Genomic DNA, 22,356 nt, shown 5'->3' with positions numbered 1-22,356 from the left:
CTATGTCGACCTCTTCTAACAACAGCGCGCCCCTAGAGGCGCGCTCAGCCGCAGCGCCAGCGCGTCGGCATCGCGGCACTAAAGTACGCCGTCAGCGGGTCAAAGCGGCTTGGCTGTTCTTGGCTCCCATGCTGATCGCATTAACGTTGGTGGCCGGCTGGCCGTTAATGCGAACATTTTTTCTAAGCTTTACAGATGCCTCACTGTCGGACCTGGGTGCGGCTAATCTAATCGGGTTTGAAAACTATCTGGTTTACGACAATGGTCGCTGGTTCGGGGTGCTTGCTGACCCAGTCTGGTGGCAATCTGTTTGGAACACCGTTTACTTTTCGGTGGTATCTGTCTCTTTAGAAGTCATTTTCGGTGTCATTGTGGCGCTGATTCTAAATGCGGAGTTTAAGGGCCGGACGATTGTTCGCGCAGCGGTGCTGATTCCGTGGGCAATCCCCACCATCGTTTCCGCGCAAATGTGGGCATGGATGCTCAACGATCAGTTCGGCATCATCAACCACCTGCTGATGACGGTTGGGATTATCGACAATCCTATCGCCTGGACGGCTAGCGCTACTTACTCAATGTGGGCAGTCATCATGGTCGATGTCTGGAAAACAATTCCGTTTGTCGCCCTGTTGGTGTTAGCCGCCCTACAGATGTTGCCAAAAGATTGCTACGAAGCAGCAGAAGTAGATGGCATTCATCCCGTGCGTGTGTTCTTCAAAGTGACCCTACCGCTAATTACGCCTGCCTTGATGGTGGCGGTGATTTTCCGCCTTCTAGATGCCCTGCGGGTGTTCGACGTGATCTACGTACTGACTTCTAACTCGACCAGCACGATGTCGATGTCAGTCTATGCGCGTCAGCAGTTGGTTGAGTTCCAGGATGTTGGTTACGGCAGTGCTGCCTCTACCCTGTTGTTCTTGATTATTGCCCTGGCCACCGTTGCTTACCTCTATTTAGGCCGTAACAAAATACAACTAGGAGGTGACTGATGAACCAACGTCAGTTAGCCAAAATTGCCAAGCGCGTCGGCTTTTGGGCCTTAATTGCGCTGATTATGGTATACGCCGTTTTCCCATTTTATTACGCGGTCATTACCTCACTTAAACCTTCTAGTGACTTATTCCAGGTTGAACTTTGGCTCTCAAATTGGAACCTGGACAATTATGCGCAGATTTTTAGCCAGTCGAGCTTTATCCGCGCGATTTTTAACTCGGTAGTCGTAGCATTTAGCGTTGTTTTCATCGCGCTGCTACTGGGTATTACCGCCTCCTACGCGCTGGGCCGAGTTCGCTTCCGTGGTCGCTCGACCGTCATGCTGGTCATTCTTGGGGTTTCCATGTTTCCTCAGGTCGCGGTGCTCTCAGGCTTGTTTGAGGTGATTCGCGCACTAAATCTCTACAACAATCCCGCTGGTCTCATTCTGAGCTACACCATTTTCACGCTGCCCTTCACCGTCTGGGTACTTACCACCTTCATGAAAGAACTGCCCATGGAGTTGGAAGAAGCCGCCATCATGGATGGCGCTACGCCCTGGATTACGATTACTAAAGTTTTCCTACCGCTAATGTGGCCCGCCATGGCCACCACTGGCCTGCTTGCCTTTATTGCTGCGTGGAATGAGTTCCTGTTCGCCTTAACCTTCACACTCACTGATGCCCAGCGCACCGTGCCTGTTGCCATTGCACTGTTGTCAGGTGGTAGCGCCTACGAGCTTCCCTGGGGGCCAATTATGGCCGCGTCGGTCGTCGTCACCGTGCCACTGGTTATCCTAGTCATCATTTTCCAACGTCGCATTGTTTCAGGCTTAACTGCAGGTGCAGTTAAAGGCTAAGCGTGGGTGTTATTTACGTTTTATTAAGGATTTATTCATGCAAGACAATCTGACCTGGTGGCGCGGCGGCGTTATCTATCAAATTTACCCGCGCAGCTTCCTAGACAGCCGTGGCGACGGCATTGGTGACTTGAAAGGTATTACCGAAAAGCTCGACTACGTGGCCTCTTTGAACGTTGATGGTGTCTGGCTTTCGCCCTTTTTCACCTCCCCCATGCTCGATTTCGGTTATGACGTCAGCGATTACCGCGACGTTGATCCGATGTTCGGCACCCTGGATGATTTCAAGGCGCTGCTCGACAAGGCCCATTCGCTAGGCCTGAAAGTAATGATTGACCAAGTCATCAGCCATACCTCTGAACAGCACGCTTGGTTTAAAGAGAGCCGCCAGAATCGTACCAACCCCAAAGCCGATTGGTTTGTATGGGCAGACCCTAAGCCCGATGGCACACCCCCTAATAACTGGCTATCTATTTTTGGCGGCCCTGCCTGGACCTTTGATTCACGCCGCCAGCAGTATTATCTACACAACTTTTTGACCAGCCAGCCGGATGTCAACTTCCACAATCCGGAAGCCCGTCAGGCGCAGCTGGATAACATGCGCTTTTGGCTGGATCTTGGCATTGATGGTTTCCGCCTTGATACCGTCAACTTCTACTTTCACGACGCTGAGCTGCGTGACAACCCACCGGTGCCCAAAGGCGAATCCAAGACCCTGGGCGCTCCAGAGGCTAACCCCTACACGTGGCAACGTCATGTCTACGATATTAGCCGCCCTGAAAACGTAGATTTCTTAAAAGACTTACGCGCCTTGATGGACGAGTATCCCGGCACTACGACCGTGGGCGAAATCGGCGATGACAACCCACTTGAGCGCATGGCTGAGTACACCGCAGGCGGTGACAAACTACACATGGCTTACACCTTTGACTTGCTCAATAAGCCACGCTCCGCTAGCTATATTCGTCATGTTATTGAGCGCTTTCAGCGCTTAGCGGGCGACGCTTGGCCCTGCTGGGCAACATCCAACCATGATGTTGAACGCAGCGCATCACGCTGGGGCGCTGAAGAAGATCCCATTGCTTATCCTAAAGTGATGCTCGCCATGCTGTTTTCCCTACGCGGCAGCGTCTGCCTTTATCAAGGGGAAGAGTTAGGGCTTCCGGAAGCTGACGTGCCCTTCGAGCGCATTCAAGACCCTTACGGCAAAGTGCTCTGGCCAGAGTTTAAAGGCCGAGACGGGTGCCGCACGCCGATGCCATGGACCGATGGCACCCAGGCAGGTTTCTCGGCCATTGAGCCATGGCTCCCCGTAGAAAAACGCCACCTGCCATTGGCGGTTAACCAACAGCACACGACCCCAGACTCAACGCTTAACGGTGTGCGCCGGATGCTGGCTTTCCGCCAAGCGCACTCCGCGCTGTTTGACGGTGATTTACAGCTGATTGAGGTCGGCGAGGAGTTACTGGGCTTTATTCGTCAAAATGGCCAAGACAAAGTGCTGTGTGTCTTTAACCTGACGGGGAATGAGCTGCAAACAGCACTCCACTTAGACATCATTGGTGACCTGGAAGGACACGGCTTCACTACGGCACGTCAAGATAATGTGCTGACGCTGCCCGCCTATCAAGCCGCCTTCATGCACGTTGCTTAGTCAAATCAATGGCAATAATCAATAACAACATTCAATAACGATAGTCGGCCCGATACGAGGAATGCAGCATTGAGGCCGACAAGGAGCTAACCATGGCAAGTGTTACGCTTGAAAAGATCAACAAAGTATTTGGTCGCGATCACATTATTAAAGACGTTGACCTGACCATTGGCGATGGTGAATTTGTCGTCTTTGTTGGCCCATCCGGCTGTGGCAAATCTACGCTGCTGCGCCTTATCGCGGGTCTTGAGTCAATCACCGACGGTGACTTAAACATTGGTGACACGCTGGTCAATGACCTTCCCCCACGAGAACGTGGTGTGGGCATGGTGTTTCAGTCGTATGCTCTTTACCCGCATATGACCGTTTATGACAACATGGCTTTTGGTTTGAAGCTTGCCAAAACAGACAAAGAGACGGTCCATGAACGGGTAATGAGTACCGCTAAAATTTTGCAGCTTGAAGACCTGTTACACCGCAAGCCGAAAGCACTGTCGGGCGGTCAGCGCCAGCGTGTTGCAATGGGCCGTGCGATGGCTCGGGAACCTCGCATTCTGCTTTTTGATGAGCCACTTTCTAACCTGGATGCGTCGCTGCGAGTACAAATGCGCAACGAGATCGCCAGGCTGCACAATCGCCTGGGCTCTACAATGATTTATGTGACCCACGACCAAGTCGAAGCAATGACCCTGGCAGATAAAATCGTGGTGCTAAAAGGCGGCCATATCGAGCAAGTTGGCAGTCCACATGAGCTTTATCAACGCCCAGCCACCAAGTTTGTCGCCGGTTTTATCGGTTCACCGACGATGAATTTTATGCCTGCGGAGCTTGCCAGCGGTTCAAAAGATGGTTGCCGGGTGACGGCAAAAGGCTTGGGAGAGGTCGCACTTCCCCAAGCCGCTGATAGCTATCGCACGCGCAGCTCACTTACCTTAGGCATACGCCCCGAGCACCTACGCTTAGAGGCACCCAAGGGCGATAACTGCTTTGAAATTTTCAATGTCGAGTATCTAGGTAATGAGGTCTATGTCTACCTAGAACCCAAAGAGGGCGATACACTGCTTATCCACCGCAGCGAAGCCCCAAGCAAGTGGGAAGAAGGCCAAAAAGTATCCCTGGTGCCTGACATTGAGCATGTGCATCTATTTGATGAAAGTGGTGCGGCGTTGATGCTTTCTGAGACACGCTCTGCGGCTTAACGAACGCTATCAACTACGCTGTTGCTGAGCGAACAACGGCCTTTGATGCTACTACCTCTATAGCAACGGTAGTGGAAACAACGTCAAGGCCGTATTTTTGTGCGCCAGATTCAATTCATTAGCCTGCGATGTAAAATAACGCCCAAATAATTAAACAGGATAGGAAACCCGTGACTGCCCATCGTCGAATGACTCTCAAGGATCTTGCCACAGAACTCGGCGTTTCCACTGCGACAATATCAAACGCTTTCAACCGCCCCGACCAGCTTTCGCCACTTCTGCGCGATCGTATTTTAAGTGAGGCAAAACGACTGGGGTATAACGGCCCAGATGCCAAGGCCCGGAGTTTGCGCACTGGGCGCTCCAGCATTGTTGCGGTTATTCTTGCCGAAAGCCTGACTTACAGCCTCAATGATGCTGTCGCCAGTGAATTTTTATCCGGTGTCGCTGAAGTACTCGATGCACATGGGCATACCATGCTGCTACTGCCTGGCCGGGGTCATGCCTCCCAGCCGCCAGGGTCTGCAAACATTGCCGATGGCTTTATCGTTTACGGCCTGATGCCTAATAACAAGCTGCTAAGCGAGCTGCCTGCGCAGCGCCCACTGGTGTCCGTGGATTTCGACATTGACGGCAGTCCGACTGTGCATATCGATGACCAAGACGCGAGCTACCACCTTGCCCTGCACGCATTAAAAACGCGGCCACAGCGGCCTGCGGTGATTAACCTTCGTCTGACAAAAGAGCATTGCAACGGCCGAATCACCAAAGCGCACACCCTACTGCCGGGCAGCAGCACCATCAGTCGTGCACGCCTGGCCGGATTTCATGCAGCACTCACCGAACATGGCTTTGATGCTGAACAGATCCCACTATGGAATATCGAAGAGAACGTGTTTGATGTGTGCTCACCGGTAATCACAGAAATCCTCGACCTGCCTGCCAATCAGCGCCCGGATCTGCTGCTATGCATGTCAGACCGCATTGCGCTTACCGCGCTGACGCTGGCCGAACAGCGTGGCATTCACGTACCGGGGGAGCTAAGAATTACCGGCTTTGATGGCATTGCTGAAGGGCAATATAGAGCACCGCGTTTAACGACCGTGCGCCAGGACAGTGCGGGCAAAGGCCGCGTGGCGGCAAAAATGATTCTAGGTCGGATACCAAAAACCCAGCAGCTACTCAAAACAGAGTTGCTGCTGGGCGACACTTGCCCATAAGGGTCAGTCAGGTGTTATTTGGCCGTTTTCTGCATGGCAAGGGCGGTATCTAACATACGGTTGGAGAAGCCCCACTCGTTGTCGTACCACGCCATAATTTTCACCAGGCGGCCATTCACACGGGTGTGATTAGCATCAAAAGTAGACGAGTGTGCATCATGATTGAAATCAATAGACACCAGCGGCTGTGCGTTAACCGCTAGCACAGACGAATTCGCCGCTGCTTTTTCAACAATTGCGTTGATCTCTTCTTTGCTGGTATCGCGGCTTGCCGTAAATGTTAAATCTACCAGGGAAACGTTGATCACCGGTACGCGTACGGCTAACCCATCAAACTTACCTGCCAGCTCCGGCAAGACCAAACCAACGGCCGCTGCTGCGCCTGTTTTGGTCGGAATCATCGAATGCGTCGCACTACGCGCGCGGTAAGGGTCGGAGTGATAAACATCCGATAGGTTCTGGTCGTTGGTGTAGGCATGGACCGTGGTCATCAAGCCATTTTCAATGCCTACACCATCGTTTAACGCTTTGGCGACAGGCGCCAAGCAGTTAGTCGTGCACGACGCATTGGAGACCACCGTGTGTTCAGCCGTCAAAATATCGTCATTAACGCCATATACGATAGTAGCGTCAGCATCGGGGCTGGGTGCAGAGATCAACACACGCTTAGCACCCGCTTCTATATGCTTGGCAGCGGCTTCTCGCTTAGTGAACAAGCCTGTGCACTCCATGACAAGATCAATGTTCATGGATGCCCAAGGAAGCTGGCTAGGGTCACGCTCAGAAGAGATCGCGATGCGATCGCCATCCACACGAATACTTTCGGCATCATGCTCAACGGCAAAAGGAAAGTGGCCGTGAACCGTATCGTGACGCAGCAGGTGCGAGTTTAGGGAAGGATCACCTAAATCATTAATCGCAACCACCTGGACACGATCCCGGTAGCTATTTTCGTACAGCGCACGCAGTACGTTACGACCAATCCGTCCAAATCCGTTAATAGCAACTCTTATTGTCATGATGGCACCTCAGTCAAGCAGTGGTAGTCGATGGCGTATCCAGTAAAAAAATTACTAAAAATACGTATTTATTCGCCTTTAGGTCAATTTTTACCTATCCAAACTGCCCTTAAAGGCTAATAACATCCCAATATGTAGTAAAATTACTATATAAAGGCTATCGTAGTCCAATAATTAATCACCGCCAAGATGGTCAATAGGAGTAACTTTTATGACTCGCTCAACATCTCCCACTCCCCTTCGCCGCACCAAGATTGTCGCGACGCTTGGTCCAGCAAGCGATCGCCCTGGCGTGCTGGAAGCCATGCTAAAAGCGGGCGTCGATGTCGTGCGGCTAAATTTCTCCCATGGCGCCGCAGACGACCACCGCCGCCGCTTGAAAGAGGTACGCGAGATTGCCCAGCGACTAAATCGTAGCGTTGCCGCCCTGGGTGACCTGCAAGGGCCAAAAATTCGTATATCCCGCTTTGCCGAAGGTGCCGTTCACTTGGACATTGGCCAGGCCTTTGTGCTCGACATGGCGTTGGATGCCAACAGCGGCACGGCCGAGCGCGTCGGCTGTGATTACAAGTCGCTGATTGACGATGTCGCCCCTGGTGACCGGCTACTGCTGGATGATGGCCGTGTCGTGCTGGACGTCACCTCGATTATTGGTCAAGAAGTCCACACACGTGTTCACGTAGGTGGCAAGCTTTCCAATAACAAAGGCATCAACAAGCAAGGCGGTGGATTATCCGCCCCGGCGCTTACCGAAAAAGATAAAGAAGACCTTAAAACCGCGATCGATATCGGGATGGATTACTTGGCGGTATCGTTCCCACGCAGCGCTGCTGATATGCAAGAAGCGCGTGACCTGCTCGGCGAAGCAGGCAAGGAAATAGGTTTGGTTGCCAAGCTTGAGCGCGCCGAAGCGGTTGCCGATGATGAGACACTGGATGGCATTATCGAAGCCTCTGAAGCCGTAATGGTCGCCCGAGGCGACTTAGGCGTAGAAATTGGCGATGCCGCACTGATCGGCACTCAAAAACGCATCATCAAACATGCTCGCACGCTTAACCGCGCGGTAATTACCGCCACACAAATGATGGAGTCAATGATTGAGTCGCCACTGCCCACCCGCGCGGAAGTATTCGACGTGGCTAACGCAGTGCTTGATGCCACAGACGCCGTCATGCTTTCTGCGGAAACCGCCGCGGGTGACTATCCGGTAGAAACCATTCAAGCGATGGATAGGGTATGCCTCGGCGCTGAGCGCGAACGTATTGCTCAGTCATCAGGCCACCGTATTCATGAAGGCTTCGAGCGCATTGATGAAACCATTGCCCTCTCTGCCATGTATGCCGCTAACCACCTAACGGGCGTACGCGCCATAGCCTGCATGACCTCAACAGGTTATACGCCACTGATTGCCTCACGCATTCGCTCTGGCCTGCCGATTGTTGGCCTTGCACATAGCCCGATTGCCCAACGGCGCATGGCGCTTTATCGCGGCGTCGTGTCGATTCCCTTCGACACAACTCACATGGACCCTAAAGAACTCAATCAAGAAGCCGTCAAGCTACTGCAAGCTCATGGTTTGGCACACCCTGGTGATCATGTCATTCTTACCCGCGGCGACCACATGAACGCCCACGGCGGCACCAACACCATGAAAGTGCTGGCCGTTGAAGAAGCGTAAATCTAACTGTGACCTGAAATAGCCGGAATGTTAACTGGAGAGCCATGCCATGAGCGACGCACGTCCCCCCCGCCAAGCCGTTCGTACGCTGCAACCGCGTAAACGCATTGCGCTAATTGCCCACGACGGCAAAAAAACCGAAATGTTGGAGTGGGCAACACGCTGGCAGGAAACACTCAGCCAGCACACTCTCATTGGTACGGGGACGACCGCTGGGCGGCTTAAAAGTTCGCTTGGCCTAGAGGTCGAGGGGTTGATGAGCGGGCCGCTGGGCGGTGATCAGCAAATTGGTGCGCGGATTGCCGAACAACAGCTAGACGTGCTGATTTTCTTCTGGGATCCGTTTGCCCCCCAGCCCCACGATCCTGATGTCAAAGCACTGCTGCGTTTAGCCGCGCTATGGAACGTGCCGGTAGCATGCAATGCGGCGAGCGCCGACTTTTTACTGTCGTCGCCCTATCTCAGTGAACGCTACGATATGTCTATTCCGGATGCGCAGGCCTGGGCTCAAGCCCGCACGGTATAGCTCTTAACAACTCAAGCTCTTAACAACTCAAGGTCTGAACAACTCAAGCTTTGAACGAATCAATGGGGCTTATCGGGTACGCAGGTGGCGCGCCACAACCTGCTGCCCACACTGATAGTCACCGTTCATGGCACTCAAGGCGCAGCGCAGGGTGAGTTCAGCAATGCGATCATAATCTTGCAAGGCTGAATTCACCGGTTGCGGCAGAAAATCCAACAAACGGTGGTCGCCAAAGGTGGCCAACCGCATATTCTCTGGCAGCCCACCGCGCTCCAGAAACACGTCAAACACCCCTTCCATCAGCACATAAGACGCGGTGATCAACGCATCAGCGCCCCCCTTCTCATCCAGCATTTGAGCGGCAAGACGGGCGCCTTCGCTACGCTCGTAGTGCGTACCGCTAAGTAAAACCGGCTCGATAGAGGTGCCTTGTAGTGCTGACTGAAAACCCACCCTCCGCTCGCGACTGATCGACAAGCTTGGCATCGCTTCTAACCACGCGACCCGCCGCGTGCTACCCGTAATGACCGAGCGCGTTAGCGCATATGCTGCGTTTTGATCGTTGCTGACGACACTGGCAAAACGCGTCGGCGCAAGCCCACGGTCCATTCCCACAACGCACCAACCTTCATCCACCAACTCAGAATAGAAGGTGTCCTCTTCGGCAAGGCAGCTGGCGGTAATAAGCACCTCACAGCGCTGCGCGCGAAGCGCCAATGCCAAAGCGCGCTCGCTATCGGCACAGTCATCTGAGCTAGCCACCAACAGCTGATAACCCTTCTCTCTCGCGCCACGCTCTAAGCGTTTCGCGAGCCGCGCATAGCTGATATTTTCAAGGTCCGGCACGATCAATCCAATCAGCCGACTTGCCCCACGACGCAGCGCCGCTGCCTGCGGGTCAATGTGATAGCGATGCTGCCGCACGACCGCCATTACTTTCTCAATGGTGGCATTACTAATACGCCGTTGCTCGGCCTGGCCATTAATTACATAGCTCGCCGTGGTGCGCGATACGCCCGCAAGCCGGGCAATGTCGGCAAGTGTCATGCAATTCTCCCTCTGGTTGCCGGTGTAGTTTATCAGCCGTTTCTCCCCACCCAGACTAAAGTCTAGAAAGACAACCCTTGTGTCTTTAAGTGAATCGATTCAGCATAGCCAACTAACCACAGATGACACGATTCATCCAGCGAAGCTCAACGCTCTACGACCAACGTTTAAGCATGATCACGCTGCAGACATTACCCTTGGCTGACAGCGTTTACAGGAGAACCCTATGTTAACTCTCGGCCCAGATGACATCTTGCTCGACCGCCATGCGGACGACTGGCAAGCTGCACTCGACATCGCCGCAAAGGCGCTAACGGATGCGGGCTTAGTTGAGGCCGAGTACCGTGATGGCCTCCATGCCCGTGAAGCGCAGTCGTCAACCTATCTTGGTAACGCGATTGCCATTCCACACGGCACGCCGGAAAGCCGTCAGCACGTAAAACATACCGGCGTGAGGGTGCTGCAGTTCCCCAAAGGCGTTCAGTGGCATGACGGCCAGACGGTCTATGTACTGGTGACGATAGCCGCGCAAAATGACGAACATTTAGACATCCTGCGTCAATTAACCCACGTCTTAGACCGCGAAGGCGTCGCCAACCAGCTCGCCAGCGCTAGCTCGGCTGTCGAGGTAGCGCGTTTACTTTCCAAACCAGCGCTTGAGCCACGCCTGGATGCCGATACGCTGTGCGTTAATTTCCCTGCTCGCGACCCTCAAGAACTCGCCTTGGCCGCTGCCGCACGGCTGCGCCAAAGTGGCTGTGTTGATAACGCTTTTATTAGCGCCATCGCCAGTGCCTCCCCTCAATGGCTGGGCAAAGGATTTTGGTTGGCAAGCCAAGCGCAAGGGGTGACACAACCCGCACTAGGCGTTGCCACGCCAGCTGATCCTAAACTTGAGCATAGCGGCCATCCTGTCCACGCGCTGTTCTGTTTAGCGGCCAGTGGCGATGCCCACCGCCCACTGCTGGAACAGCTATTAGCCATGTTGGAGAACGGCGAAAGTGACAGCTTGGTGGGCAAAAGCAGCGCACAGCTGCTGGCCACGCTGGCGGGCGAAACCGCCAGCACTCAGACTCGTCGCGTGCGCGTCTTGAACCCACATGGCCTGCACGCCCGCCCAGCAAAACAGCTGGTACAGGTCGCCCGCGCGCAATCAATGCCGATTAACGTACGCCTTGAAGAAGGCAGTGCCTCCACGGTTTCTGCCGCCAGCCTGACCAAAGTGATTGGCTTGGGAGCACGGCGTGGTCAGTGGCTTATCCTTTCTGCCGAAGGTGACCAGGCAAGTGCTGCGCTAGGCGCAGTAGCCGCCGCCGTTGAAGACGGTCTAGGTGAGAAAGTAACGCCGTTCGACGGCGGTTTTGATACCAAGTCGGTGACTAACACGAGCAAGCCCGTTGAGCCGTTAGTCGTTGATGCGCCCCACACCGGCGTTGCCGCTTCGCCGGGCTTAGCCATTGCGCCGGTGTTTGTGATTCGCCCGATGCAGTTCGACTATGCTGAACACGCCAGCGACCCCGAACAAGAAATTAACCGGCTGAAAGTGGCACTCAAAGAAGGGGCTGCTCAGCTTCAAGCACTGGTGCACAACGCCCCTGGCGGTGAAGTGGCCGACATTCTCTCAATGCACGAAGAGATGCTCGACGACCCCGAGTTGCACCACGCTGCCATTGATGCGATTCGTGAAGGTCGTTCAGCAGAAGCCGGTTGGTGGAATGCTATTGAAACCGCCGCCCACGCCCAGGAAATGCTCGCCGACCGCCTATTGGCCGAGCGCGCCGCTGACCTGCGCGACGTAGGCCGCCGCGTACTAGGGGTATTGTGCGATGTCCAACTGCCCGAGCCACCTGACCACCCGTATATTCTGGTGATGGATGACATCGGCCCTTCCGACGTTGCCCGCCTGGATACCTCACGCGTACGCGGCCTGCTGACCGTGCGCGGCGGCGCCACCGCGCACAGTGCTATTCTGGCTCGTGCGCTGGGTATTCCAGCTGTCGTGGGTGCTGGTGAAGCCGTCATGGCGTTGCATAACGGCAGCATGATGATTCTGGACGGTGAACGTGGGCGGGTTACCTCCCAGCCTTCCGAAGAGCGCCTGCAGCGCGCGGAACAACAGCTTCTCGACCAGCAACAGCGCGAAGCCGATGCCTGGGAGCTGCGTTTTGAGCAAGCCCAAACCCGTGATGGGCATCGGGTAGAAGTGGCAGCTAACCTTGGTAACACCGCCCACGCCGCCGATGCGGTTGAACGCGGTGCTGAAGGCGTTGGCCTGCTGCGCACCGAGTTCCTGTTTATGGCCTACTCAAGCGCACCGGACCTAGCCACCCAGATTGCCGAGTACCGCGAAGCCACCGATGCCTTGGATGGCCGTCCGCTGGTCGCGCGTACTTTGGATGTGGGTGGCGACAAGCCGCTGCCCTACTGGCCGGTTCCCCAGGAAGACAATCCTTTCCTTGGCCTACGCGGCATTCGCTTAGCGCTGACCGAGCCGGAAGTGCTGGAAACACAAATCCGCGCGCTGCTGATGGCAGCCGTCGACCGTCCGCTACGCATCATGCTGCCGATGGTTAAGGATGTCGCTGAATTCCGCGCCGCCAAAGTCATCTATGACCGCCTACTTAGCGAAATCCCACCACAGCAGCGCGCCACTGATGTGCAACTGGGCGTGATGATCGAAGTGCCCTCCAGCGCACTGCTAGCACCTACGCTGGCGGCCGAGGTGGACTTCTTCTCCGTTGGCACTAACGATTTAACTCAGTACACCCTGGCCATCGACCGCGGCCACCCAGAGCTTTCTGCCCAGGCCGATGGCTTACACCCCGCCGTGCTGCGTTTGATTCAAATGACCGTCGATGCCGCCCATGCCCACGGCAAATGGGTCGGCGTATGCGGCGAGCTTGCCTCGGACGCCATGGCCGTGCCAGTCCTGGTAGGGTTAGGCGTTGATGAGCTTTCCGTCAGTGCGCGGCAAATTCCGCTAGTCAAAGCTCGCCTGCGTGAATTTGATCTTGCCGATGCAAAAGCCACTGCCCAATTAGCACTGAGTAAAGCCACCAGCGATGAGGTGCGTGACGCCCTGGAGGCCGGCTAATGGCCCAGGTAGTGTGCATTACACTCAACCCCGCGCTGGATTTAGCATTCAACCTTGAAACGCTGACACTCGGTCATGTAAACCGCCCCCACAACGCCCAGTTAGAAGCCGCGGGCAAAGGCGTTAACGTAGCACGCGTGCTGGCCAGCTTAGGCCATCAAGTGATTGTTAGCGGCTTTCTCGGCCAGGATAACGACGCCCCGTTCAGCTTGGCATTCCCCCACTACGGCGTGGAAGATGCCTTTGTACGAGTACCCGGAAGCACGCGCATTAACGCCAAGCTGGCGGAACAGAGTGGCCGCGTCACTGATATTAACGGCCCCGGCATGCCGATTGAGGCTGCCCATCTAGATGCCTTACGAACTACCCTAGACGATTTGTTTCAGCGCCTCGCTCCGCCCCAAGCGGTCGTCGTTGCCGGTAGCCTTCCACCGGGTATTGATCAGCCGCTGTTTGCTGAACTACTAACCATCCTAAAAAGCTATGGCGTACCACTTTGGATAGACACCAGTGGCCCGGCACTGCTAACCGCCATTGCTGCTCAGCCTGCGGCTGTAAAACCTAACGAAACGGAACTCGCTGACTGGGCTGGCAGCGCGCTAAATTCAAATCAACAGCGCCAGCTCGCCGCCGAGCGACTGCACGCCAGCGGCATCGAGCACGCGCTGATTTCCGCAGGCTCAGAGGGCGTTTTATGGGTTAGCTCACAGGGCACTTGGCAATCTACCCCGCCTAGCGTAAACGCCACCAATACCGTTTGTGCGGGCGATACCTTTGTGGCTGGCATGCTTCATGGGCTGCTCAGCGACTTCGCCCCACCAGACACCCTTCGCTTCGCAACGGCACTCTCTGCCGAAGCGGTTCGCCACGTCGGCGTGGGCACCCCCCACGCCGACGACTTTGACTTACTCCAACAACAGACTTTGGTACGGCGTCTTGACGACACCATCACCGAGGGAGCCACGCGATGAACCTGATTCTAATTACCGCCTGCCCCAGCGGCATGGCGACCACCTTTCTGGCCGCCAAGCGCCTTGAACAAGCGGCCACGCGGATGGGCTGGAGCGCTCATGTGGAAATGCACGGCGAGATTACGCCGCTGCAGGCTGCCACCGCCGAGCAAATTGCTAATGCCGATTTAATTGTGGTGGCCGCCGATCACGTTCCTGCCCCAGAACGTTTTGAAGGCAAACGACTTTTCCAGGCGCCGATTGCCAGCGCCCTGCCCGACCCCAGCGCCTTTTTAACTCAAGCCAAGCGTGAAGCACCGATTTACACTGCTCCTGCAACCCCTACAGCCGCTGCGACTCCGGCGAGCAACACAGGTGGCAAGAAGATTGTGGCAGTGACTGCTTGCCCCACTGGTGTTGCCCATACCTTTATGGCCGCTGAAGCGCTAGCCGAAGCAGGCAAAGCCATGGGGCATGCCATTCGTGTGGAAACCCAAGGCTCAGTGGGCGCTCAGGATCATTTAACCGAACAAGAGATCGCCGACGCCGACGTGGTCGTACTGGCCTGCGATATCGACGTTGACCCAGCGCGGTTTGCAGGCAAGCGTATCTACCGCACCTCAACCGGCAATGCACTAAAAAAGCCACGTCCCACGCTGGAAGCCGCCCTTGTTGATGCTAGCGTAGAAAACGCCAACAGCGGTTCGGGCAACGCCAATAAGAGCGTTAAAGAGAAAGGCGTTTATAAGCACCTACTCACTGGCGTGTCGTTCATGCTGCCTATGGTGGTAGCAGGCGGCTTGCTGATTGCGCTCTCGTTTGTCTTCGGCATTGAAGCCTTTGAACAGGAAGGCACGCTGGCCGCTGCGCTTATGCAAATTGGCGGCGGCACCGCCTTCGCGCTAATGATTCCTGTGCTGGCGGGTTACATTGCCTACTCCATCGCCGACCGCCCCGGTATTGCTCCAGGTATGATTGGCGGTATGTTGGCGGCTGACATTGGCTCCGGGTTTATCGGCGGCATTTTGGCAGGCTTCCTGGCAGGCTACGTGGCCCTAGCGGTTACCCGCTACGTTAAGCTGCCCTCCAGCGTTGAATCGCTCAAGCCTATTCTGATCATCCCACTGGTGGCCAGTCTGGTCACCGGCCTGACGATGATCTATGTGATTGGCGAGCCTGTCGCTGCATTGCTGAATGCGCTGACCAGCTTCCTGGCCTCTATGGGCTCTACTAACGCAGTGCTGCTGGGCATTCTATTGGGCGCCATGATGTGCTTCGATTTGGGCGGCCCCGTCAATAAAGCAGCCTATACCTTCGGCGTGGGCTTGTTGGCTTCAGAAACCTACGGCCCAATGGCAGCCATTATGGCGGCAGGCATGGTGCCAGCGATTGGCATGGGTATTGCCAGTTTCGTAGCACGCAATAAATTTTCTGAACCAGAACGGGAAGCAGGCAAAGCTTCGTTTGTACTCGGCTTTTGCTTTATTAGTGAAGGCGCCATTCCCTTCGCGGCGAAAGACCCGTTGCGGGTTATCCCCGCGTGCATGGTGGGCGGTGCGATCACCGGTGCGCTTTCCATGCTGGTAGGCGCGAAACTAATGGCACCTCACGGGGGTATCTTTGTCCTGCTGATTCCCAACGCCATCACTCCTGCACTACTCTACCTTGGCGCGATTATCATCGGCTCGCTGGTAACCGGTTTAGGCTATGCCTTTATCAAACGCGGCGCCGCTCACGTCGCCGTTACCAGCTAAACGCTTGAACCTCAGTGCTGGGCAGGCGGCTACCTGCTCAGCGCCTATTTTGCTACACATCTCCCTCCTTAACGCCACACCAGCAACGGTTTATTACTAATTTTTTAACCCCAAATCGCTTAATAGTTGCTTAAATCGGGGTTTTATGTAGTATTTTTACCTAAATAGAGCCATAAATAGTACAAAGCACGAGCCAGCAATAGAGCGCTCGTCACTTAATAATGATCTAAAACAACAGGACCGCCTTCTATGTTTCAACTCACCCGTAGCGTTACTTGGCAGGCACTTGAACGCCTGCGCGACAAAACCGCCAACGACCGCATTCGTGATTACTTCACCAATGACCCGCAGCGCTTTGAAAAAATGAGCCTACGGGTGGGCGGCCTGTTCCTGGATTACTCCAAGCATCACGTCTCTGATGAGGTACTCGCCAAACTGCTGGAATTGGCCGACCACTCTGCCCTGGTTCAGCGCCGAGCGCAGATGTTCTCTGGCGACATTATCAATGTCACCGAAAATCGCCCGGTGCTCCACACCGCACTGCGCAATTTAAGCGATGAACCGGTGCATGTAGACGGCAACGATGTGATGCCGGAAATCAATCGCACCCGGGAACAAATCAAGCAGTTCTCAGAAGCGGTTAGAAGCGGTGAGTGGAAAGGCTATAACGGTCAACGCATCAAAGACGTGGTCAATATTGGCATTGGTGGCTCAGACCTTGGCCCCAACATGGCCGTACGCGCGCTACTCAAATACCGCCACCCGGAACTGCACTTCCACTTCGTCTCCAACGTCGATGGCACCCACATTCAGAAGGTGCTTTCACGACTAGACCCGGCGACCACGCTGTTTATCGTTTCCACCAAAACCTTCTCTACCCAGGAAACCCTGCTTAACGCCAAAACCGCACGGCGCTGGTTCGTGGAAAATGCCGGTGAAGATGCCGACGTAGGCGCCCATTTTATTGCCGCTTCCACTAACCGCAAAGCGGCGATGGAGTTTGGTATTCGTGAAGAGAACGTGTTCGAGTTTTGGGCCTGGGTGGGCGGTCGCTACTCCATGTGGTCATCTATCGGGCTGCCGATTGCGCTTTCGGTTGGTTTTGAAGGCTTTATCGAGCTGCTGGAAGGCGCTCATGAGATGGACCGCCACTTTATCGAAGCGCCCTTCGCGCAGAATATGCCAGTACTGATGGCGCTGATTGGTATCTGGTACATCAACTTTATTGGCGCCGAAACCCAGGCCATCGTGCCCTACGATCAAGCCCTGAACCAACTACCTTCGTTTCTGCAACAGCTGGATATGGAGTCTAATGGCAAATCAGTCGATATTTTTGGCCACCCGGTTAACTACAAAACCGGCCCAATTGTCTGGGGGCAAACAGGCTCTAACGGTCAGCACGCTTTCTTCCAGCTACTACACCAGGGCACCCGCTACGTGCCGATTGATTTTATTGCCTCGCTGAAACCCGAGCCCGGCGTGGAAGACCACCACTTCGCCTTGCTGACCAATATGCTCGCCCAGGCCAACGCCTTTATGGAAGGCAGCCAAGGGGACAGCAAAGAGCTTAGCCAGCATGACCCCTACAGTTGCCCCGGCAACCGGCCTTCCAGCACCCTTTTGTTGGACGAGCTAACGCCAAAAAACCTAGGCGCGCTGATTGCCCTCTACGAGCACAAAGTGTTTGTGCAAGGCGTTATCTGGAATATCAACTCGTTTGATCAGTGGGGCGTGCAGCTTGGCAAACGCATTGCCGGTGAAATCAGTGAGCGCATCGACACCAACGCCGCCGACTTCGACACCTCAACACAAGGCTTGTTGGAGCTGGTACGCGCCCACTTTCCCGGCGACAGCAGCGCAAAGCAAAGCGCGCCAGCCAGCGCTGATAAGAAGCCTGCTAGGAAGAAGCGTTAAGCGGAGAGTTAGGTAACCGTTAGATAAACAAACGCCTTGGCTGAAAAGAGCCAAGGCGTTTTTGGTTTGATCTTTGATGCCAGTATCGACACTGGTTGAAGGCAATCAGAAATCCCAAGCCGCCTAAATTAATCCGGCGCAAATTGCTCGAAGACCTGCTGTCCAGTCATTTTCTCTGTTTGGTTGTTAAACTCGTAATAATCGGGCTTCTCATCAATAAATATCTCGCTGGTGAGTTGGAATGACTGATCCTGGAACAGGCCTGCTGGGAGAATATACTCATTGCTGGGTAGCAGGTGATAGAACAGATGCGTCCCGCAGGTTGCACAGAAGCCCCGCTCTGCCCAATCAGATGAGCGGTAAGCGGCAGGCTCAGCACCAGAGAACTCTACCGGGCCACCGCAATGCACGGCGAACATAGGCCCACCCGACCAACGCCGACATAGTGAGCAATGACAAACACTGACCTGCTCGTGGTTAGGCGCAGTCACTTCGATGGAACCGCAAAGACATGTGCCTTTCATCGCAAACTCCTTTAACAACGGATACCAATAACAATTAGCACCCTCAACCATTATCGGCAATAGAGAGGAGCAGAGCTGCTCCCTAGGCCATAGACATGGCGAATATACTCAACGGCTTCAGCCATGCCATTAAGCCGCTGTCGCTGAATGAAAGTTTTGCTGTTTAGACATTTCTGTGGGTAGTGCCAAGCAGCTTATGCCAGCTCGAAAGGCGGCTTCAAGACCATGTTGTGTATCTTCAATGGCGAGACATTCATCCGCAGCAACGCCAAGCCGTTGAAGAGCCAGAAGATAGCATTCAGGTACGGGCTTGCTGTTTCGGACATCATCGTTAGAAACAATCGTAGAGAACTTATCTTCAAACCCATTGGCCTGCAGTGTTTTTTGAACACCATTTGCACTAGCGCCTGTCACCACTGCCAGCTTCAAACCCGCACTGTGGAAGTAAGCAATCGCCTCTCGTACGCCAGGCATTAACGGGAATGCCTAGCTAGCAAGGTAGTCCTGCGTCGCGGCGTTCTTCGCTTCTATAAGTTGATCAGGGGACGCATCAATCCCAAACCTCTGCACCATATCCAGGGCATTGGCGCGCGTTGGCAGGCCTGCATAGTGGGTTCTGTACTGCAACTCAGACAATTCCAAGCCATATTGACTCAGAATGTGTACCCACATTTGAAAATGGATGTGTTCAGAACTGACGATTGTCCCATCGTGATCTAGCAAAATTGCGCGAAGTGCCACAAGACCTCCTAGAAATAGCGTGTTTAAAACCCAAGGCAAAGCTACTATCACATGAGCTGCAAGAGAGCGTTTACGAGTAAGTTACTTACTCACGGCCTTGAAAAAACCAAAACACTAAGGCTCTAACCTTGCCCTCAGCAACTCCTCAGCGATTGCTTTGGCTTTTACGGCAGCTGCTAAATCCCCCATCACGTGGGCCTGAACAGTCGCCCCTTCTTTTAAAGTAGCTACCGCTTCCGACAACGTATTCACCGTTTTTTCATCAACGAATATTTGTGACATATACCGATTTATTAAGCCAAGCATGGCTCTTTTATGGCTAGCGCACTGTTGATGCACGGGATGATTTGAGTCACTGAATTCAGCACTGACATTGATGAAATAACACCCATGGAAAGGATAAATTAGCGTTTCTCTCTCATTAAACCAATCATCTAACGCATCGAACAAAGCAAAAATTGCGCTTTGCCCATCAGGTGCGCCCTGGGTGCGCCCTTCGATCCAGGAAGAGAATTGCCGGTCACGATAGTCAACCGTTGCAGCGACCAGAGCTTCTTTGCTGGCAAAATGATGGTATAGCGTTTTTTTTGCCACGCCTGATTCAGCGATGATCCGGTTGATACCAATGGCATGCACCCCGTAGCGGTAAAACAGCCCAAAGGCGACCGAAACTAACTGCTCTCTTCTTTCCACAGCACAACCTCACTTTCACTTTACGAATAACATATTGACCCGCAGAGACCGATCTGTCTACCACAGCCAGAGGAGACAGATCGGTCTCCCTTGTCTCAACTCTTTCGCCCAAGGATGCATCCATGAGAATTTCCCTGTATTTACCTGCTCAACAGAAAGCAGCCCTGCTCGCTGGCATTGGAGCGACTGGATGCATCACAGCACTCAGCTTTCTAAGTTCACACAGTGACGCGTTATGGCTAATGGCCCCCTTTGGCGCCACCATGGTGATACTGTTTGGATTACCCGCCAGCCCATTAGCCCAACCACGCAACGTGATTGCGGGTCACTTAATAACGGCGGCGTTAGGACTGATGGTGGCTCATTTCTTTGGCGTGCATGAATGGACGCTGGGCTTGGCAGTCGGTTTATCGATAGTCGCTATGATGCTTACCAACACCATCCACCCGCCCGCAGGTGCTAATCCCCTACTGATTATGCTAGCGGGAGAACACTGGTATTTTTTGATCACTCCCGTAGCGTCTGGAGCCCTTTTAATTGTGGGATTCGGATACGTCTATCACCGGTTTGTTTCAGGGCAACCGTACCCCAAGCAATGGTTTTAGTTGAGAAGATGTTAACAGCACAAAACCGATGCCCAGGCCATGCAAGCTCGGATGCGAAATAACAGCATCTGAAACATAAAAAAATACCCCTTGGCACTTTCGAGCCAAGGGGTATCGGTTAAGCCAGTAGTAGTGGTTGGTTTTAGAAGTGCCACTCCAGATTAAAGGTCATGGCATCGGTATCGACACCCGGTTGGCTGTGGTTTCCGAATTTGTTGCGCCAATACTCATAACCGACGCCCATCCATAAGGAGTTTTCCGCCCCCCATGCAACTTGCCCGACGTCTAGCATCAGCGAGGTGCGCATTAACTGCTCAGGCTCGGTCGCTTCCCCAAAGTAATCATCTCCTTTTTCGCTGTTGTAGTTATAGAACCCTTGGAATTTTAGCGGTAACGCCGCCGCTTCAAACGGCAGCCCCCAGGCCAAGTTAATTTGGTAATAGGGATCAAACGAAATGCTGTTCTGATTTTCTGGCAGCCCACAAGGTGGCAAGCCGCAGTGGTTCCATTCACGGCTATAGAAGAGACTTAGATCCACAAAGCCTCTCGGCACATCAAATTTAAACGTTGGCCCCACTACTAGCTGACGTTTACGTGGTGCAAAGCCAGTATTTTTAGTGTTTAGGTCAAACCCAAATGTCAGCGCCATGTCTTTGACGGGCCCGAAAGCGATGGGCTCATTGAACACTCCGCCCCCATGGAGTTGATGCCGATATGCTAAATAGGCTTCAGTCGCCCCTGAATCACTGTTATTGGCGGGGTCTTGGCTGCTGGACTGAAGCACGTCCAGATTTAAAAAGTTTTGGCCCAGTGAGTAACCACTAACATGGGTGAACTGGAGAATATGCTTCTCTATGTTCTCTGGGTTATTCGGCTCGGTAAACTGCGTTCCATAGCGATAACCCACGAACGTATCGCTCCATGTCGCTGCCTGGGCACTTACCGAGATAGCGCCAAGAGAAGCGCCTATCGCCAGATACGCTGTCACTGCTCGTTTGCTCTTCAACATGCAAAACCCTTTGTTGTTTGATTTTTTTTTTAGACATCTTTCTAAGAGCCCCTCTGTAAAGGCCCTCCTATCCTATAAAGACCTTTCTATAAGGACCTTCCTAACGCCGTCATGTCCGCTTTTCGCGGATGCGATAGCGATTTTTTTGCGGAAACGGCACTTCTTAGAGTACATTTAGCAATATTTATTGTATACAATAAAACAGATAAACAAATACAAATGGAGAATACAATGTCGCGTATTTTAGAAGCAGCTCGCCCCAGCCGCCTTGGCTTAGACGCCTTTCTTGAGCATTACGGGGACGTTTTTGAACATTCACCCTGGGTAGCCGAAACCGCTTGGAAACAGGGGTTTACCGACCAACACGATGCCCCGGATGTACTAGCTGACTGCATGGGCAATGTGCTTAAGCGTGCTGATATTGATCAGCAAATTGCTGTCATTCGCGCCCACCCAGACCTTGCCGGGAAAGCAGCGCTGGCGGGTGAGCTAACCCAGGATTCCACCCGTGAGCAGGCAGGTGCGGGGCTAGATCAGTGTTCAACCGAAGAGTTTGAGCGCTTTCAACGCCTGAATCAGGCCTATCAAGATACGTTCGGCTTCCCCTTTGTGATTGCTGTTAAAGGGCTTGATCGACACGCCATCCTTTATGCGTTCGAAAAGCGTCTTGAAAACGACGCCGCTACCGAGCGTCAAACCGCTATTGAGCAAATCATCCAGATAGCGCGCTTCCGCCTTCACATGCGTGCGGCCGAGTCAGCGTAATTCTCACGCGCTTAGCGCTTGTATTTTCCTTTCAGCCTGACCTGTGGTGCTCGGCCCTTCAGGCTGTGAGGCTTACCTTTTATCGTCATTCGGAGAGACCTCTATGAGTCTGGAGACAAGAGAAGATCTCGAT

General features: G+C 53.9%; 20 protein-coding genes. 13 read left to right on the top strand and 7 right to left on the bottom strand.

Annotated features, from left to right (window positions below; genetic code table 11):
• Positions 1-2 precede the first annotated feature (2 nt).
• The 5 genes from JFC11_RS15400 (at position 3) to JFC11_RS15380 (ending at position 5,904) form a co-directional block, all read left to right on the top strand.
• On the top strand, positions 3-989 hold the full coding sequence (locus JFC11_RS15400; protein WP_038483262.1) for a carbohydrate ABC transporter permease: 987 nt from the start codon (positions 3-5) through the stop codon (positions 987-989).
• Positions 989-1,831, top strand: a complete 843-nt coding sequence (locus JFC11_RS15395) for a carbohydrate ABC transporter permease (protein ID WP_198349908.1) — start codon at positions 989-991, stop codon at positions 1,829-1,831. Before JFC11_RS15400 ends, JFC11_RS15395 begins: the two co-directional genes overlap by 1 nt.
• 37 nt (positions 1,832-1,868) lie before the next feature.
• Positions 1,869-3,485, top strand: coding sequence for an alpha-glucosidase (locus tag JFC11_RS15390; RefSeq protein ID WP_198349907.1), 1,617 nt, complete (start codon positions 1,869-1,871; stop codon positions 3,483-3,485).
• A 92-nt stretch (positions 3,486-3,577) separates the two neighbouring features.
• On the top strand, positions 3,578-4,684 hold the full coding sequence (locus JFC11_RS15385) for an ABC transporter ATP-binding protein (protein ID WP_198349906.1): 1,107 nt from the start codon (positions 3,578-3,580) through the stop codon (positions 4,682-4,684).
• A gap of 188 nt (positions 4,685-4,872) precedes the next feature.
• Complete coding sequence (locus tag JFC11_RS15380) at positions 4,873-5,904, top strand: LacI family DNA-binding transcriptional regulator (protein ID WP_198349952.1); 1,032 nt, start codon at positions 4,873-4,875, stop codon at positions 5,902-5,904.
• A gap of 14 nt (positions 5,905-5,918) precedes the next feature.
• Here JFC11_RS15380 and gap read toward each other — a convergent pair whose 3' ends face one another.
• Complete coding sequence (gap, locus tag JFC11_RS15375; protein ID WP_198349905.1) at positions 5,919-6,923, bottom strand: type I glyceraldehyde-3-phosphate dehydrogenase; 1,005 nt, start codon at positions 6,921-6,923, stop codon at positions 5,919-5,921.
• Positions 6,924-7,134: 211 nt separating this feature from the next.
• Between gap and pyk the strand changes: the two genes are divergently transcribed.
• Both pyk and JFC11_RS15365 read left to right on the top strand, forming a co-directional pair.
• Entirely contained in the window at positions 7,135-8,601 is a 1,467-nt protein-coding gene (gene pyk / locus JFC11_RS15370; RefSeq protein ID WP_198349904.1) for a pyruvate kinase, read from the top strand.
• Between the two features lie 49 nt (positions 8,602-8,650).
• Entirely contained in the window at positions 8,651-9,127 is a 477-nt protein-coding gene (locus JFC11_RS15365) for a methylglyoxal synthase (RefSeq protein ID WP_083002959.1), read from the top strand.
• Between the two features lie 69 nt (positions 9,128-9,196).
• On the opposite strand, the gene cra is transcribed toward JFC11_RS15365, so the two are convergent.
• Positions 9,197-10,174, bottom strand: coding sequence for a catabolite repressor/activator (gene cra, locus JFC11_RS15360; RefSeq protein WP_198349903.1), 978 nt, complete (start codon positions 10,172-10,174; stop codon positions 9,197-9,199).
• 226 nt (positions 10,175-10,400) lie between these two features.
• On the opposite strand from cra, the gene ptsP reads away from it, so the two are divergent.
• From ptsP to pgi, 4 genes are all read left to right on the top strand, one after another.
• On the top strand, positions 10,401-13,268 hold the full coding sequence (gene ptsP / locus JFC11_RS15355) for a phosphoenolpyruvate--protein phosphotransferase (RefSeq protein ID WP_198349902.1): 2,868 nt from the start codon (positions 10,401-10,403) through the stop codon (positions 13,266-13,268).
• Positions 13,268-14,239: a 1-phosphofructokinase gene (pfkB, locus tag JFC11_RS15350; RefSeq protein ID WP_198349901.1), complete on the top strand. Its 972-nt coding sequence runs from the start codon at positions 13,268-13,270 to the stop codon at positions 14,237-14,239. The genes ptsP and pfkB overlap by 1 nt, the downstream gene beginning before the upstream one ends.
• Positions 14,236-15,972, top strand: a complete 1,737-nt coding sequence (locus JFC11_RS15345; protein WP_198349900.1) for a PTS fructose-like transporter subunit IIB — start codon at positions 14,236-14,238, stop codon at positions 15,970-15,972. The genes pfkB and JFC11_RS15345 overlap by 4 nt, the downstream gene beginning before the upstream one ends.
• Before the next feature lie 249 nt (positions 15,973-16,221).
• Positions 16,222-17,886, top strand: coding sequence for a glucose-6-phosphate isomerase (gene pgi / locus JFC11_RS15340; RefSeq protein ID WP_198349899.1), 1,665 nt, complete (start codon positions 16,222-16,224; stop codon positions 17,884-17,886).
• A gap of 128 nt (positions 17,887-18,014) precedes the next feature.
• On the opposite strand, the gene JFC11_RS15335 is transcribed toward pgi, so the two are convergent.
• From JFC11_RS15335 to JFC11_RS15320, 4 genes are all read right to left on the bottom strand, one after another.
• Positions 18,015-18,410 (bottom strand): GFA family protein, encoded by a 396-nt coding sequence (locus JFC11_RS15335; protein ID WP_198349898.1) that lies wholly within the window; start codon positions 18,408-18,410, stop codon positions 18,015-18,017.
• 129 nt (positions 18,411-18,539) lie between these two features.
• Positions 18,540-18,884, bottom strand: a complete 345-nt coding sequence (locus JFC11_RS15330) for an HAD family hydrolase (RefSeq protein WP_198349897.1) — start codon at positions 18,882-18,884, stop codon at positions 18,540-18,542.
• A gap of 12 nt (positions 18,885-18,896) precedes the next feature.
• A complete protein-coding gene (locus JFC11_RS15325) occupies positions 18,897-19,151 on the bottom strand; it encodes an HAD family hydrolase (protein ID WP_198349896.1) in 255 nt (84 codons plus the stop codon).
• A 114-nt stretch (positions 19,152-19,265) separates the two neighbouring features.
• Positions 19,266-19,844, bottom strand: a complete 579-nt coding sequence (locus JFC11_RS15320; protein WP_198349895.1) for a TetR/AcrR family transcriptional regulator — start codon at positions 19,842-19,844, stop codon at positions 19,266-19,268.
• A gap of 122 nt (positions 19,845-19,966) precedes the next feature.
• On the opposite strand from JFC11_RS15320, the gene JFC11_RS15315 reads away from it, so the two are divergent.
• Positions 19,967-20,449 (top strand): HPP family protein, encoded by a 483-nt coding sequence (locus JFC11_RS15315; RefSeq protein ID WP_198349894.1) that lies wholly within the window; start codon positions 19,967-19,969, stop codon positions 20,447-20,449.
• Between the two features lie 142 nt (positions 20,450-20,591).
• Here JFC11_RS15315 and JFC11_RS15310 read toward each other — a convergent pair whose 3' ends face one another.
• Positions 20,592-21,458: a hypothetical protein gene (locus JFC11_RS15310; protein WP_120387165.1), complete on the bottom strand. Its 867-nt coding sequence runs from the start codon at positions 21,456-21,458 to the stop codon at positions 20,592-20,594.
• 231 nt (positions 21,459-21,689) lie between these two features.
• Between JFC11_RS15310 and uraD the strand changes: the two genes are divergently transcribed.
• Entirely contained in the window at positions 21,690-22,223 is a 534-nt protein-coding gene (gene uraD, locus JFC11_RS15305) for a 2-oxo-4-hydroxy-4-carboxy-5-ureidoimidazoline decarboxylase (RefSeq protein WP_198349893.1), read from the top strand.
• Positions 22,224-22,356 lie beyond the last annotated feature (133 nt).

The organism is Vreelandella alkaliphila (genome assembly GCF_016107625.1).
Classification (GTDB): domain Bacteria; phylum Pseudomonadota; class Gammaproteobacteria; order Pseudomonadales; family Halomonadaceae; genus Vreelandella; species Vreelandella alkaliphila.
The sequence above is the reverse complement of the archived record's forward strand: the minus strand, read 5'-3'. Positions and strand labels throughout refer to the sequence as shown.